Consider the following 15,148-nt stretch of genomic DNA (forward strand, 5'->3'; position numbering starts at 1 on the left):
CCGGGTCGAATTCGGCGTGCCCGAATTCAATTCGATTTGGACACGGCGGCCCGATTAGGCGCCACCCGGGAGGATCCGCTAATGTTTGGAACGTCGGAACGGCCCAACGGCCGGGAAGACAACCCCCGCTGACTGGGAATCAGGCCCGAAAGGATCTGATAGAGTCGGACCCGCCGGAAAGGGAAACGCGAAAGCGGAAACCTGGAAAGCGCCGAGGAAATCGGATCGGGAAGATCTGGTAGAGTCGGAAACGCAAGACCGAAGGGAAGCGCCCGGAGGAAAGCCTGAGAGAGTCTCTCGGGTGAGTACAAAGGAAGCGTCCGTTCCTTGAGAACTCAACAGCGTGCCAAAAATCAACGCCAGATATGTTGATACCCCGTCTCCGGCCGATCGGCTGGGGCGAGGTTCCTTTGAAAAAGTCCTGCCCTTCGGGGCAGGCGCACAGCGAGGACGCTGTGAACGATCGGTCTTATTCCGGCTGATCGTTCCGCTCTCGTGGTGTCGTCCCGATTACGGGAAAACATTCACGGAGAGTTTGATCCTGGCTCAGGACGAACGCTGGCGGCGTGCTTAACACATGCAAGTCGAACGATGAAGCCCTTCGGGGTGGATTAGTGGCGAACGGGTGAGTAACACGTGGGCAATCTGCCCTTCACTCTGGGACAAGCCCTGGAAACGGGGTCTAATACCGGATACGACCCGGGAGCGCATGCTCCTGGGTGGAAAGCTCCGGCGGTGAAGGATGAGCCCGCGGCCTATCAGCTTGTTGGTGAGGTAGTGGCTCACCAAGGCGACGACGGGTAGCCGGCCTGAGAGGGCGACCGGCCACACTGGGACTGAGACACGGCCCAGACTCCTACGGGAGGCAGCAGTGGGGAATATTGCACAATGGGCGAAAGCCTGATGCAGCGACGCCGCGTGAGGGATGACGGCCTTCGGGTTGTAAACCTCTTTCAGCAGGGAAGAAGCGAAAGTGACGGTACCTGCAGAAGAAGCGCCGGCTAACTACGTGCCAGCAGCCGCGGTAATACGTAGGGCGCAAGCGTTGTCCGGAATTATTGGGCGTAAAGAGCTCGTAGGCGGCTTGTCGCGTCGGTTGTGAAAGCCCGGGGCTTAACCCCGGGTCTGCAGTCGATACGGGCAGGCTAGAGTGTGGTAGGGGAGATCGGAATTCCTGGTGTAGCGGTGAAATGCGCAGATATCAGGAGGAACACCGGTGGCGAAGGCGGATCTCTGGGCCATTACTGACGCTGAGGAGCGAAAGCGTGGGGAGCGAACAGGATTAGATACCCTGGTAGTCCACGCCGTAAACGGTGGGCACTAGGTGTTGGCGACATTCCACGTCGTCGGTGCCGCAGCTAACGCATTAAGTGCCCCGCCTGGGGAGTACGGCCGCAAGGCTAAAACTCAAAGGAATTGACGGGGGCCCGCACAAGCAGCGGAGCATGTGGCTTAATTCGACGCAACGCGAAGAACCTTACCAAGGCTTGACATACACCGGAAACATCCAGAGATGGGTGCCCCCTTGTGGTCGGTGTACAGGTGGTGCATGGCTGTCGTCAGCTCGTGTCGTGAGATGTTGGGTTAAGTCCCGCAACGAGCGCAACCCTTGTTCTGTGTTGCCAGCATGCCCTTCGGGGTGATGGGGACTCACAGGAGACTGCCGGGGTCAACTCGGAGGAAGGTGGGGACGACGTCAAGTCATCATGCCCCTTATGTCTTGGGCTGCACACGTGCTACAATGGCAGGTACAATGAGCTGCGAAGCCGCGAGGCGGAGCGAATCTCAAAAAGCCTGTCTCAGTTCGGATTGGGGTCTGCAACTCGACCCCATGAAGTCGGAGTTGCTAGTAATCGCAGATCAGCATTGCTGCGGTGAATACGTTCCCGGGCCTTGTACACACCGCCCGTCACGTCACGAAAGTCGGTAACACCCGAAGCCGGTGGCCCAACCCCTTGTGGGAGGGAGCTGTCGAAGGTGGGACTGGCGATTGGGACGAAGTCGTAACAAGGTAGCCGTACCGGAAGGTGCGGCTGGATCACCTCCTTTCTAAGGAGCACTTCTCACCAACGACCTTCGGGGACTTGGTCAGAGGCCAGTACATCGGCGAACGTCCGATGCTGGTTGCTCATGGGTGGAACGTTGATTATTCGGCACGATCCAGGATGGATCAGGCGCTAGTACTGCCCCTCGGGGCGTGGAACGCTGATCTGGTCAGCTGATCGTGTCGGGCACGCTGTTGGGTGTCTGAGGGTACGGCCGAATGTGGCTGCCTTCAGTGCCGGCCCCAGTGCACTCGGACTACTGGTTCGGGGTGATGGGTGGTTGGTCGTTGTTTGAGAACTGCACAGTGGACGCGAGCATCTGTGGCCAAGTTTTTAAGGGCGCACGGTGGATGCCTTGGCACCAGGAACCGATGAAGGACGTGGGAGGCCACGATAGTCCCCGGGGAGTCGTCAACCAGGCTTTGATCCGGGGGTTTCCGAATGGGGAAACCCGGCAGTCGTCATGGGCTGTCACCCGCTGCTGAACACATAGGCAGTGTGGAGGGAACGCGGGGAAGTGAAACATCTCAGTACCCGCAGGAAGAGAAAACAACCGTGATTCCGGGAGTAGTGGCGAGCGAAACTGGATGAGGCCAAACCTCAAGTGTGTGAGACCCGGCAGGGGTTGCGCTTGGGGGGTTGTGGGATCTCTCTTCTGTTGTCTGCCGGCGACAGGACGAGTCAGAAACCGTTGATGTAGGCGAAGGACATGCGAAAGGTCCGGCGTAGAGGGTAAGACCCCCGTAGTCGAAACGTCAGCGGCTCGTTTGAGAGACACCCAAGTAGCACGGGGCCCGAGAAATCCCGTGTGAATCTGGCGGGACCACCCGCTAAGCCTAAATATTCCCTGGTGACCGATAGCGGATAGTACCGTGAGGGAATGGTGAAAAGTACCGCGGGAGCGGAGTGAAATAGTACCTGAAACCGTGTGCCTACAAGCCGTGGGAGCGTCGGACACATCTTCGGATGTGTCTCGTGACTGCGTGCCTTTTGAAGAATGAGCCTGCGAGTTTGCGGTGTGTTGCGAGGTTAACCCGTGTGGGGAAGCCGTAGCGAAAGCGAGTCCGAATAGGGCGGTTTAGTAGCGCGCTCAAGACCCGAAGCGGAGTGATCTAGCCATGGGCAGGTTGAAGCGGCTGTAAGAGGTCGTGGAGGACCGAACCCACCAGGGTTGAAAACCTGGGGGATGACCTGTGGTTAGGGGTGAAAGGCCAATCAAACTCCGTGATAGCTGGTTCTCCCCGAAATGCATTTAGGTGCAGCGTCGTGTGTTTCTTGCCGGAGGTAGAGCACTGGATAGGCGATGGGCCCTACCGGGTTACTGACCTTAACCAAACTCCGAATGCCGGTAAGTGAGAGCGCGGCAGTGAGACTGTGGGGGATAAGCTCCATGGTCGAGAGGGAAACAGCCCAGAGCATCGACTAAGGCCCCTAAGCGTACGCTAAGTGGGAAAGGATGTGGAGTCGCAGAGACAACCAGGAGGTTGGCTTAGAAGCAGCCACCCTTGAAAGAGTGCGTAATAGCTCACTGGTCTAGTGATTCCGCGCCGACAATGTAGCGGGGCTCAAGCGTACCGCCGAAGTCGTGTCATTGCAGCAATACTCCCAACGGAGGCTGTGATGGGTAGGGGAGCGTCGTGTGCCGGGTGAAGCCGCGCCGGAAGGCAGTGGTGGACGGTTCACGAGTGAGAATGCAGGCATGAGTAGCGATACACACGTGAGAAACGTGTGCGCCGATTGACTAAGGGTTCCTGGGTCAAGCTGATCTGCCCAGGGTAAGTCGGGACCTAAGGCGAGGCCGACAGGCGTAGTCGATGGATAACCGGTTGATATTCCGGTACCCGCTGTGAAGCGTCAAACATCGAATCCAGTGATGCTAAGCCCGTGAAGCCGTTCCGGACCCTTCGGGGAAAGGAAAGTGGTGGAGCCGGTGACCCGAGCTGGTAGTAGGTGAGTGATGGGGTGACGCAGGAAGGTAGTCCATCCCGGGCGGTGGTTGTCCCGGGGTAAGGGTGTAGGACGTCAGGTAGGTAAATCCGCCTGGCAATTGTCTGAGACCTGATGCCGAGCCGATTGTGGTGAAGTGGATGATCCTATGCTGTCGAGAAAAGCCTCTAGCGAGTTTCATGGCGGCCCGTACCCTAAACCGACTCAGGTGGTCAGGTAGAGAATACCGAGGCGTTCGGGTGAACTATGGTTAAGGAACTCGGCAAAATGCCCCCGTAACTTCGGGAGAAGGGGGGCCATCACTGGTGAGGGGACTTGCTCCTCGAGCTGGGGGTGGCCGCAGAGACCAGCGAGAAGCGACTGTTTACTAAAAACACAGGTCCGTGCGAAGCCGTAAGGCGATGTATACGGACTGACGCCTGCCCGGTGCTGGAACGTTAAGGGGACCGGTTAGTCAGGATTCGTCTTGGCGAAGCTGAGAACTTAAGCGCCAGTAAACGGCGGTGGTAACTATAACCATCCTAAGGTAGCGAAATTCCTTGTCGGGTAAGTTCCGACCTGCACGAATGGCGTAACGACTTCTCGACTGTCTCAACCATAGGCCCGGTGAAATTGCACTACGAGTAAAGATGCTCGTTTCGCGCAGCAGGACGGAAAGACCCCGGGACCTTTACTGCAGTTTGATATTGGTGTTCGGTTCGGCTTGTGTAGGATAGCTGGGAGACTGTGAAGCAGGCACGCCAGTGTTTGTGGAGTCGTCGTTGAAATACCAGTCTGGTCGTGCTGGATGTCTAACCTGGGTCCGTGATCCGGATCAGGGACAGTGTCTGATGGGTAGTTTAACTGGGGCGGTTGCCTCCCAAAGGGTAACGGAGGCGCCCAAAGGTTCCCTCAGCCTGGTTGGCAATCAGGTGTTGAGTGTAAGTGCACAAGGGAGCTTGACTGTGAGACCGACGGGTCGAGCAGGGACGAAAGTCGGGACTAGTGATCCGGCGGTGGCTTGTGGAAGCGCCGTCGCTCAACGGATAAAAGGTACCCCGGGGATAACAGGCTGATCTTCCCCAAGAGTCCATATCGACGGGATGGTTTGGCACCTCGATGTCGGCTCGTCGCATCCTGGGGCTGGAGTCGGTCCCAAGGGTTGGGCTGTTCGCCCATTAAAGCGGTACGCGAGCTGGGTTTAGAACGTCGTGAGACAGTTCGGTCCCTATCCGCTGTGCGCGTAGGAGTCTTGAGAAGGGCTGTCCCTAGTACGAGAGGACCGGGACGGACGAACCTCTGGTGTGCCAGTTGTCCTGCCAAGGGCATGGCTGGTTGGCTACGTTCGGGAGGGATAACCGCTGAAAGCATCTAAGCGGGAAGCCTGCTTCGAGATGAGGACTCCCACCCCCTTGAGGGGTTAAGGCTCCCAGTAGACGACTGGGTTGATAGGCCAGATCTGGAAGCGCCGTAAGGTGTGGAGGTGACTGGTACTAATAGGCCGAGGGCTTGTCCTCAGTTGCTCGCGTCCACTGTGTTGGTTCTGAAACCACGAACAACCCCGTTGTCGGGCCACGGCGATGGTGCGGTATTCACAGTTTCATAGTGTTTCGGTGGTCATAGCGTGAGGGAAACGCCCGGTTACATTTCGAACCCGGAAGCTAAGCCTTACAGCGCCGATGGTACTGCAGGGGGGACCCTGTGGGAGAGTAGGACGCCGCCGAACTAATCGTAGAGAAAACCCCCTTGCCGAATGGCAGGGGGGTTTTCTGCGTTTACGGTCCTTTTGGAGTCACGTCGTGATGTGCGTGAGCCCCGCTCCCCTTCAGGAGGGAGCGCGGGCTCACGTGGACCGCGGTTACTTCAGGCGGGATGATGCGACGATCGAGACGATGTGGGCCGGGACGAGCAGCCACACGATCGCCGTCACCGCCACCGTCGCGATCTTCGTCGCCGTCAGGTCGCCGAGCGCCAGGTCCACGATCGCGGTCACGAGCAGCAGCAGCGTGCACTCGATGCCGTTGACCAGGCGGTGCAGACCGACGGCCGAGGTCAGACGGCGTATCCGGGCGAGGCCGCTGGAGCGGGGGACGACGGACTGGTCCGTGGCCTTCTCCATGCCGCTGTCGGAGCGGGCGACGTGGACCAGGTCGGAGGACGACTTCAGGAGTAGGACACCGATGGCGGCCGCCAGGCCGGCCACCAGGTAGGGGTCGAGGCCGAGTTGGGAGGCGCGGATGCCCATGCCGACCATGACGGCGGCGTCGGCGAGGTAGGCGCCGAGGCGGTCCAGGTAGACGCCGAGCGGGCTGAACTGCCTGCGCCAGCGGGCGACTTCGCCGTCCACGCAGTCCAGCAGCAGGTACAGCTGCATGAACACGATGGAGAGTACGGCGCCGCCCAGGCCCGGGAGGGCCAGGGCCACGCCGGACAGGACGCCCGCGAAGACCATCACCACGGTGATCTGGTTCGGCGAGATACGGGTGCCGAGGAGGTGGCGGGTCACCCGGAGGGAGAGCGCGCGCATGTAGAGGCGGCCGGCCCAGTGTTCCGCCCTGCTTTCCAGCTTGCCCGGAGGGTGGATGACGTGGCGGAGTTCGTCGAGTTGGACCTTGGGCATGCGGCTTTCTCCCTGGCGAGCTGGTGATGTTCGAGCGTCTTCAGACGCGGTTCACGTGTCTTCAGAAGAGTCTTGAGGGGACTCTTCAGAGGAAGAGCATGACGGCAGCCCTGACGGCAGTGATCGGCAGGGTGGATATCAGGTGAGCGATGTCGTACGCGGGTAATACGGTGGCACCCATGAACCACGTGATCCGTTCCATACGTCCCGACGAGTGGGCGAGGGTGAAGGAGCTGCGGCTCGCCGCCCTTCAGGATCCCGTCGCGCATCTCGCGTTCCTGGAGACGTACGAGGATGCCGCCGCCAGGCACGACGCGTTCTGGCAGGAGCGGGCCGCGGGAGCCGCCGAGGGGAGCACCACGCGGCAGCAGTTCGTCGCCGAGGGTGAGGGCGGGGCGTGGGCCGGGTCCGTGACCGTACTGGTCGAGGAGGGCGGGTCGCGGGATCCCTTCGGGGGCGTGATCGAGCAGCGCCAGGGGCATCTGGTGGGGGTTTTCGTACGGCCCGAGCACCGGGGGAGCGGGGTCGGTGTGACCCGGGCGCTGTTCGATGCCGCTCTCCAGTGGTCCTGGGGGATCGGGCTCGACCGCGTACGGCTCTTCGTGCACGAGAAGAACACCCGCGCCGAGGCGTTCTACCGCAAGGCGGGGTTCGTGCCGACCGGAGGGACCGTGAAGGCCCCGGGGGTGGCGGGGGAGCTGGAGCTGGAGTTCGCGATCACTCGTCCTTAGGCGGGGAGTGCCGTAGGGCTTCTCGACGGGCGGCAGTGCTCCAATGACCCTGCGGTACGGGTCAGTTGGCGCGGAGTCCTCAGACCGGGAGGTCGTACTGGGGCCAGCGCGACCTTGCCTGTTCGCGGGAGCGGAGGAGGGCCAGGGTCGGGAGGCCGCGGTTCGCTCCGGTCGTCAGGAGGTCCGGGAGCTGGGGGAGCGGGGCAACGGCCGCGACGTCGTCCAGGACGAGGGTGAGTGGTGGGTCGAGGCGACCAGAGGATGACCGTTCGGCCATGCGCCGGCCGCGCTCGACCACGCTTGAGGCGAGGGCCGTCAGCAGCGGCATCGCGCCGGGGTTCGCCTTGGGGTCCTCGATGGGTTCACCGACCACATAAAGCGTGCCCCCTTCGTTGGCAAAGGAATCCAAGGCGAGCGCGTCAGTTCGATTGGGTGTGCAAGATTCCCGGATATTGACCGTGAAGAGTGCGGACAGCGCGCGGGCCGTCAACTCCTGGGCGATGTCCCGGCGTTCGGGGTGCGAGGTCAGGGCGGCCTCGAGTTCGCCCGCGGCGCCGGACGAGGCCTTGGGGTTCGTACGGAGGGCTCGTACGGCGTCCTGTACCTGCGTACCCTGGGCCCAGCGGTGGACGTGGCGGAACGGTTTCCCCTCTATCGCGGCAGCGTGCAGATAGCTGCGCAGGAGCGTTTCCGCGACGTCTGCCATGGCCTGGTCGACCTTGGCCGTGGGGCGCACGGGGGCGAGGAGCGCTGCCGCTCGCGCCGCCGCCGTTGCCTTGTCCTCGCAGCCGGACGCGGGGGACCAGTGGAGGCGGGCCGGGGTGTCGCACAGGTGGGAGGGGTCGTAGAGGAGGACGGGGCCCAGCTTGGACCTGGCGTCCTTGGTCTCCGACCAGGTTTCGGGGTTCGAGGTGACGACCAGGACGGGGCCATCCGCGTCGCGTACGGCTTGGATCGCCGTGAGGTGACGGGTGTCGGCGGGGGCGAGGATGACCGCGCCGGGGGCGCGGGTTCTGTCCCAGCCCGTTGGCCGGTCACCGTTGGCTGCAAGGGGAGTCGTCCCTGTCGTCTGCGGGTGCTTGGTGGGCTGGGGCCGAGGACTTTCCCACCCACCAACCCGTTCACCCTCAGGGGCAAAGGGAGCCGTCATCGGCTGGGGCTCCATCCTCGGCTGTTGCTCTGTCCTTGTCGGCGGCACCACCGCCCCGCCGTCCCCCGCGGCAGCCACCACCCCGCTGTCGCCAGTCCCCGCGGCAGCGTCCGCCCGCCTCCGAGCCCGCCCCGCCCTCCACCGCGCCACCGTGCCCAGGACGAACACCGTCAGGACCAGCAGCACCATCAGCTGGCCGATGAACAGGCCCCAGAAGAGGCCGTATCCGGAGAGTTGCTCGGCGGGAGTGTCCGGCCAGGCGCCCGTCATGTCGTGCGGGCGGCCGATCAGGTGGCGCATGGCCAGGGGCGTACGGCTGAAGGTGACGGCGTGCGGCCAGGCGCCGTGGGAGAACCAGCCCGCGAGCCCCGTCGCCGTCCACACCATCAGCGTCATGCCGAGGATGAAGGCCAGTATCCCGACCAACAGCCCGTCGGGGACGCCGCCTTCCGCCTTGCCACGCGGGTCGTGCCGGTCCTGTCCCATCTCACGCCACCGTGGACTCGGAGGAGTCGTCGAGATCGCTGAGGTGCTGTTCCATGAAGGCCGCCGCCCGCTCCTCCGCCTCCAGCTCGGCGGCGCGCAGCGCGTCGTCGGAGCGGAGGTCCGCGGAGGACTCGGTCATCGCGCGGTCGGTGAAGACGAGGGGGCGTTCGGTCTCGGTGATGAGGTGTTTGACGACCTGGACGTTGCCGTTGACGTCCCAGACCGCGATACCGGGGGTGAGCGTCGGGATGATCTCGACCGCCCATCTCGGCAGGCCCAGCACCCGGCCCGTCGAGCGCGCCTCGTCCGCCTTCTGGGCGTAGATCGTCCGCGTGGACGCCATCTTCAGGATCGCCGCGGCCTCCTTGGCCGCCGCCCCGTCGACCACGTCCGACAAGTGGTGGACGACCGCGACGAAGGACAGGCCCAGGCGCCGCCCGAACTTCAGCAGCCGCTGGAAGAGCTGGGCCACGAAGGGGCTGTTGATGATGTGCCACGCCTCCTCCACCAGGAAGATGCGCTTCTTGCGGTCCGGCCGGATCCAGGTGTGCTCCAGCCACACACCCACGATCGCCATCAGGATCGGCATGGCGATCGAGTTCCGGTCGATGTGGGAGAGGTCGAAGACGATCAGGGGCGCGTCCAGGTCGATCCCCACGGTCGTCGGGCCGTCGAACATGCCCCTCAGGTCACCGTCGACCAGGCGGTCCAGGACCAGGGCCACGTCCAGGCCCCAGGCCCGTACGTCGTCTATGGCGACGTTCATCGCCTCGGCCGACTCCGGTTCGGGGTGGCGCAGTTGCTCCACGATGTCGGTCAGGACCGGCTGGCGCTCGACGACCGTCTCGTTGACGTACGCGTGCGCGACCTTGAGGGCGAAGCCGGACCGCTCGTCCAGGCCGTGGCCCATCGCGACCTCGATGATCGTGCGGAGCAGGGCGAGCTGGCCGGTCGTCGTGATCGCCGGGTCCAGGGGATTCAACCGGATCCCGTGGTCCAGCGCCGCCGTGGGATCGAGGCGGATGGGAGTTATCCCCAGCTCCTCCGCGATGAGGTTCCACTCGCCGACGCCGTCCTCGCCCTGGGCGTCGAGGACGACGACCTGGCGGTCGCGGAAACGCAACTGCCGTAGGACGTACGTCTTCTCGAGGGCCGACTTGCCGTTGCCGGACTCGCCGAGGACCAGCCAGTGCGGCGCCGGGAGCTGCTGCCCGTACAGCTGGAAGGGGTCGTAGATGTACCCCTTCCCGGAGTACACCTCGCGCCCGATGATGACGCCCGAGTCGCCGAGGCCGGGCGCGGCCGTCGGCAGGTAGACCGCCTGGGCCTGGCCCGTGGAGGTGCGCACGGGGAGGCGGGTCGTCTCGACCTTGCCGAAGAGGAAGGACGTGAAGGCGTCGGTGAGGGCGGACAGCGGATCCCGCATCAGAACATCAGCTCCTACCTGCGGATTCCGGTGGCGAACGGCAGCGTGTTGACGAAGGCCCGGTGGTGCTCGCGGTCGCACCACTCCAGCTTCAGGTACGACTTGCCGGCCGATGCCCTTATCGTGCGCTTGTCGCGCGCGAGGGCCTCGGGGGAGCGGGCGGAGACGGTGATGTAGCCGACGAGGTTCACGCCCGCGGCGCCGCTCGCGAGGTCCTCACCCCGCTGGTCCAGGCGGTTGTGCGAGGCGATGTCGCGGGGGTCCACGGTCCGGTTCATCTTGGCGGCGCGGCTGGCCTCGGCCTCGTCGTTCGTCTTCTCGGTCAGCATGCGCTCGATGGCGACCTCGGTGGGTTCGAGGTCCATCGTGACGGCCACGGTCCGGATGACGTCCGGGGTGTGCACGAGAAGGGGCGCGAGGAAGTTGACGCCGACCGGGGTCATCGGCCACTCCTTCACCCAGGCCGTGGCGTGGCACCAGGGCGCGCGGGTGGAGGACTCGCGGGTCTTCGCCTGGAGGTAGGTGGGCTCCATGGCGTCGAGCTCGGCCGGCCAGGCGTTCCGCTTCGTCATCGCCTGGATGTGGTCGATCTGGTGGTCGGGGTCGTACATCGAGTGCACGAGGGAGGCGAGCCGCCCCTGACCGAGCGGCTGCCGTACGCGGATGTCGGCTTCCTGGAGACGGGAGCAGATGTCCATCAGTTCGCGGGCCATGACGACTGCGAGGCCCGCGTCCCGGTCCAGCTTCCGGCCGCTCTGCGGGCGCGCGGCCCGCGCCATGGCGTGCCCCTCGGCGGCCAGCTCGCGCGAGTAGTGCATGCAGGCGACGAGGTACGCCCGGTGCTGCTCGCTGCTCGTCGACACCATGGACTGCAGCTGCTCGTACGACTGCTGCAGCCATCCGGGGGCCCGCTCGTCCCCTCGTACGGCGACGTCCTTGGCGTGGGCGTCCGGGTCGGCCGGGAGGGTGCGGGCGAGCATCTGGAGGCGGGTGACGAAGCCGTCGCCGTTGGCGACGTGCTTGAGGAGCGTGCCGAAGCGGTCGACGAGGGCCTCCTGGTCCTCGCTGTCGCGCAGGCCGACGCCCGGCCCCTCGATCTCGATCGCGGCGGTGACCGTGCGCCGGTCGGCGTGGAGCAGTACGGCGATCTCGTCGGGCCCGAAGGGTGCCGCGAGCCAGGTGATCCGGCCGATGCCGGGGGGCGGCCCGATCTCGACCTCACGGCCGTCGAACCGCGTACCGGCCTCCATGACAGGCGAGCGGTACGCCGTGCCCTGGCGCAGGCTCCGTTTGTAACTGCGGTTGATCTCGAACCACTTGTAGAACGTACGGCGCTTGTACGGGACGTACACCGCGGCGAGTGCGAGCAGCGGGAAGCCCATCAGCAGCACGATCCGCAGGGAGAGGACCGGGACGAGGAGCCCGCACATCATGCCGAGGAACGCGCCCGCGATGATCAGCGCGATCTCACCGGATTCTCGGTTCCGGCCGACGATCGCGTTCGGCCGCGCGCGGCCGATCAGATATGTACGGCGGGGCGTGACCGGATGGGACACATGGGACTCGGTCGTCAACGCCCTTCACCTCCCGTGCGGTTGGTACTGCTGTTGCGGGTGCTGCTCGCATGCGGGGTGTTGGCCGGGCTGGTACGCGGAGGGGGTGCGGCGGAGGGGACAGATCCGCCGCCTCCGTTCGACGTACGTGTGCTGTGCGCGGCCACACCGCCGGACGCGGGGTTGGCGGGGCGGGACTGGCTGCCGCCGCCTCCGCCGCCGTTGTTGTCGGTGCGGGAGCTGTGGGTCTTGATGCCCTGCGCGACCAGGGTCGCCGGCGAGCTGATCACGGCCGCGGCCTTGCTCTCGGCGCCCTGCATGAGGCGGTTGTTGCGGGAGTTGGCGATCTCGTCGCCGAAGCCCGGGACGAAGCGGTAGATCATCGCGCTCGCGAAGATGGCGAGCAGGATGATGGCGAGGCCGGAGACGACGGCGGAGAACGCGTCGGGGCCGTTGTCGGTGCTCAGGGCTCCCGCGAGGCCGAGCACGATCACGATCACCGGCTTCACCAGGATCACCGCGATCATGATCCCCGCCCAGCGGCGGACGTGGCTCCACAGGTTCTTGTCGACGAGCCCCGCGTACACGACGGTGCCGAGCAGGGCGCCCACGTAGAGGAGGGCGGCCCTGATCACCAGCTCCAGCCACAGCACACCGGCCGCGAGAATCGACACCAGCGACACGACGATCAGCATGATCGGGCCGCCGCCGATGTCCTCGCCCTTGGCCAGCGCGCCCGAGAACGTCCCGAAGAACGTGTCCGTCTGATTGCCGGTGGTCTTGGCGAGCACCTCGGTGACGCCGTCCGTCGCCGACACGACCGTGTAGAGGATCAGCGGGGTGAACGCCGATGCCAGCACCGTCAGCCAGAGGAATCCGATCGCCTCCGAGATGGCCGTGGTGAGGGGAACACCTCGCACCGCCCTCTTCGCCACGGCCAGCAGCCACAGCAGAAGGGTCAGGATCGTGGACGCCGCGAAGACGACGGCGTACTGCTGCAGGAACTTGGGATTCGTGAAGTCGACGTTCGCCGTGTCGTTCACGGCGGCGGAGAGCTTCTCGATGGTCCAGGAGGCGGCGGCGGCGCAGCCTTTGGCGAGGGAGGAGAGGGGGTCGAGGGTGGAGGTGGGGTCCAGGGTTGTGGAGCCGCCGGGGGCGGTGCGGCCGTTGTCGGTCTCGCAGTAGTTTCTGGCAGGTCCGTGGATGAGGCCGCAGGCATCGTCGCTCGACGACGGTGACGGCGACGGTGTGGGTGCGGCGGCGGCCCGTGTGGCCAAGAGCAGCGCGGTGGCCTGTACGGCTCCGACGGTGGCGGCCAGCTTGAGTACGCGATGGTTAGCGGGCATACGTGAACCCTCCGTACTCCTGGACGACCTTCGCGATGTCGTCGGCGCTGGAGGCCCGGTCGTCGCCCGGGACGGGTGCGGGGCCGTCCTTCTGAGAATGCGTGACGATCTTCCAGTCACCGCCGGTCCACTCCAGCTTCATGGTGATGGTGAACCAGCTGCTGGTGACGGGGTTGGTGGAGTTCTCGCCGGCGAGGCCGAGGAGACCGCCGCACCAGACCTCGACGGTCGCCGCATCGCTGGTGGACTCGGTCACCTTGGTGCCGATCGGGCTCGTACGCGAGACGAAGGTGTAGCCCTGGGGCGTCGAGCCGTCCTCGTTCAGACCGACGTTCTTGTTGAACTGCGGGGTGTACGCCCTGTCCAGCGTCGCCTCGAACTCGGTCACCCGGGACGGGATGATGACGGCCGAGAGGATTTGGTCCCGTCTGGCCTTGTTGAACATGTCGGCCGAACCCAACGCCACCGCATAGTTGGCCGCCGCGCTCTGTGCCCCCTGCCCGCTGTGCGCGAACCCCGAAGGGATGCCCGCCACCTTCGAGTCCACCGGGCGTTCCCCGGAGGCTGCCGTAGGTGAGGTCTGGGCCTTGTCGCCGGAGCCGTCGCCGGAGGAGTTGTCGTCGTCGCCGCGGTTCGCGAAGGCGATCGCTGCGATGAGGAGGACGACGACGCCGACGACCGTGACCAGGCTCCGGGAGGAGGACCGGCCGCGGCGGGCGCCGCCGTAGACGTCGCCCGGGCGGTCGGGGAGGCGGGTACGGGTCTGGCCGGAGCCGCCGTACCCCCCGTCCTCGCCGCGCGAGGCGTCGCCGTAGCCGGGTTCGTCACCGAGACTCATGTCGCGTACGCCCCCTCAACCTCTCGCTGAACCAAGTAGTACGACGGTAGCCGTGCTGGTTCCCGCGCGGGCGCGGTGTGGTGACTCGACATCAGGGAAACGCAACCTCAGCCGGTGGGCACGACGGATGGGTGGGTCGGAGGGGAGTGGATCGGAGATCCGGGCGCGCCCGGCCGGGACTGACGGTGCGCCAGGCGAGGAGTGCGGCCCGGCCGTGCCGGGCCTAGACAGCCATGCCGTACACGATGGTGAAGAGCGTGCCGAGGGATCCGATGATGAAGACTCCCGTGAGGCCCGCGATGATGAGGCCCTTGCCCTGTTCGGCACTGAAGGTGTCACGGAGGGCCGTCGCGCCGATACGTTGCTTCGCCGCGCCCCAGATCGCGATGCCGAGGCAGAGCAGGATGGCGACCGCCATCACGACCTCGATCATCACCTTCGCCTCGTTGCCCAGGCTGCCGAAGGGACCCCAGTCCGGAGCGATCCCGCCGATGATTGTGGTGATGTCGCCCTTTTCGGCTGCGAAAAGCATGTAAGTCACCGCCCCTAGTGGGTAGTTCTGCACCCCCTGCCACTGCGCGCAGAGGTCGGGCCCATTCTCGCCGACAACGACGCCGTCGCATGTCGACTTGGCGTCATTGATTGGCGGGTTTCGTACGAATACCTTGCCACCGGCCCACGCAGGACCCTCTCGGGGGCACGGGACGGTATGCGAAGGGTCGTGTGGTCACTCTGTGTATCACGGCAGGTTACGCCGGGCAATGAAGTCGGAGCGGTACCTGTCGTGTGGTTCCGTCGTTAACCCCTTCTACGATCGTACGTCTCGTTTCTGACGGGGCGTCGAGCCGATGTGCTGTGGGTCGTCGCGTCTGCGGGATGTGGACGCCGACCGTTGCCCGAAGGCTATCGCCCGCCGCTGGGGCGTACGGAACGGGATGCGGCCGGCGTTCGGTCGTCGTGCGCGTCGGCGGGTGCCAACTGGCGTGAGCGGGCGGGCTGTTCGTTACGTCGATGCGGGACCGCGGAT

Annotated in this window: 8 protein-coding genes and 3 rRNA genes; 4 read left to right on the top strand and 7 right to left on the bottom strand. The window is 64.9% G+C overall.

The genetic code is table 11. The annotated features are described in order from the left end of the window. The first annotated feature begins 523 nt into the window (after nt 1–523). The 3 genes from C4B68_RS21545 (at nt 524) to rrf (ending at nt 5,697) form a co-directional block, all read left to right on the top strand. A 16S ribosomal RNA gene (locus tag C4B68_RS21545) occupies nt 524–2,049 on the top strand. Between the two features lie 319 nt (nt 2,050–2,368). Further along, a 23S ribosomal RNA gene (locus C4B68_RS21550) occupies nt 2,369–5,488 on the top strand. A gap of 92 nt (nt 5,489–5,580) precedes the next feature. Then, nucleotides 5,581–5,697 (top strand): 5S ribosomal RNA (gene rrf, locus C4B68_RS21555). The 16S, 23S and 5S rRNA genes sit together here, the layout of an rRNA operon. Nucleotides 5,698–5,829: 132 nt before the next feature. On the opposite strand, the gene C4B68_RS21560 is transcribed toward rrf, so the two are convergent. Continuing rightward, nucleotides 5,830–6,591: a CDP-alcohol phosphatidyltransferase family protein gene (locus tag C4B68_RS21560; protein WP_099503765.1), complete on the bottom strand. Its 762-nt coding sequence runs from the start codon at nt 6,589–6,591 to the stop codon at nt 5,830–5,832. Nucleotides 6,592–6,770: 179 nt separating this feature from the next. Between C4B68_RS21560 and C4B68_RS21565 the strand changes: the two genes are divergently transcribed. Beyond that, entirely contained in the window at nt 6,771–7,322 is a 552-nt protein-coding gene (locus tag C4B68_RS21565) for a GNAT family N-acetyltransferase (RefSeq protein ID WP_099503763.1), read from the top strand. Nucleotides 7,323–7,401: 79 nt separating this feature from the next. On the opposite strand, the gene C4B68_RS21570 is transcribed toward C4B68_RS21565, so the two are convergent. From C4B68_RS21570 to C4B68_RS21595, 6 genes are all read right to left on the bottom strand, one after another. Further along, on the bottom strand, nt 7,402–8,958 hold the full coding sequence (locus C4B68_RS21570) for a type IV secretory system conjugative DNA transfer family protein (RefSeq protein WP_099503761.1): 1,557 nt from the start codon (nt 8,956–8,958) through the stop codon (nt 7,402–7,404). A 1-nt stretch (nt 8,959) separates the two neighbouring features. After that, complete coding sequence (locus C4B68_RS21575; protein ID WP_099503759.1) at nt 8,960–10,384, bottom strand: ATP-binding protein; 1,425 nt, start codon at nt 10,382–10,384, stop codon at nt 8,960–8,962. 14 nt (nt 10,385–10,398) lie between these two features. After that, on the bottom strand, nt 10,399–11,958 hold the full coding sequence (locus tag C4B68_RS21580; RefSeq protein WP_099503757.1) for an SCO6880 family protein: 1,560 nt from the start codon (nt 11,956–11,958) through the stop codon (nt 10,399–10,401). Then, entirely contained in the window at nt 11,955–13,283 is a 1,329-nt protein-coding gene (locus C4B68_RS21585; RefSeq protein ID WP_099503755.1) for a hypothetical protein, read from the bottom strand. The genes C4B68_RS21580 and C4B68_RS21585 overlap by 4 nt, the downstream gene beginning before the upstream one ends. Next, nucleotides 13,273–14,121 (bottom strand): DUF8175 domain-containg protein, encoded by an 849-nt coding sequence (locus C4B68_RS21590; RefSeq protein WP_099503753.1) that lies wholly within the window; start codon nt 14,119–14,121, stop codon nt 13,273–13,275. Before C4B68_RS21590 ends, C4B68_RS21585 begins: the two co-directional genes overlap by 11 nt. Before the next feature lie 223 nt (nt 14,122–14,344). Then, nucleotides 14,345–14,653, bottom strand: coding sequence for a hypothetical protein (locus C4B68_RS21595; RefSeq protein ID WP_099503752.1), 309 nt, complete (start codon nt 14,651–14,653; stop codon nt 14,345–14,347). Nucleotides 14,654–15,148 lie beyond the last annotated feature (495 nt).

The sequence above is a fragment of the Streptomyces dengpaensis genome (assembly GCF_002946835.1).
In the GTDB taxonomy this organism is placed as follows: Bacteria; Actinomycetota; Actinomycetes; order Streptomycetales; family Streptomycetaceae; genus Streptomyces; species Streptomyces dengpaensis.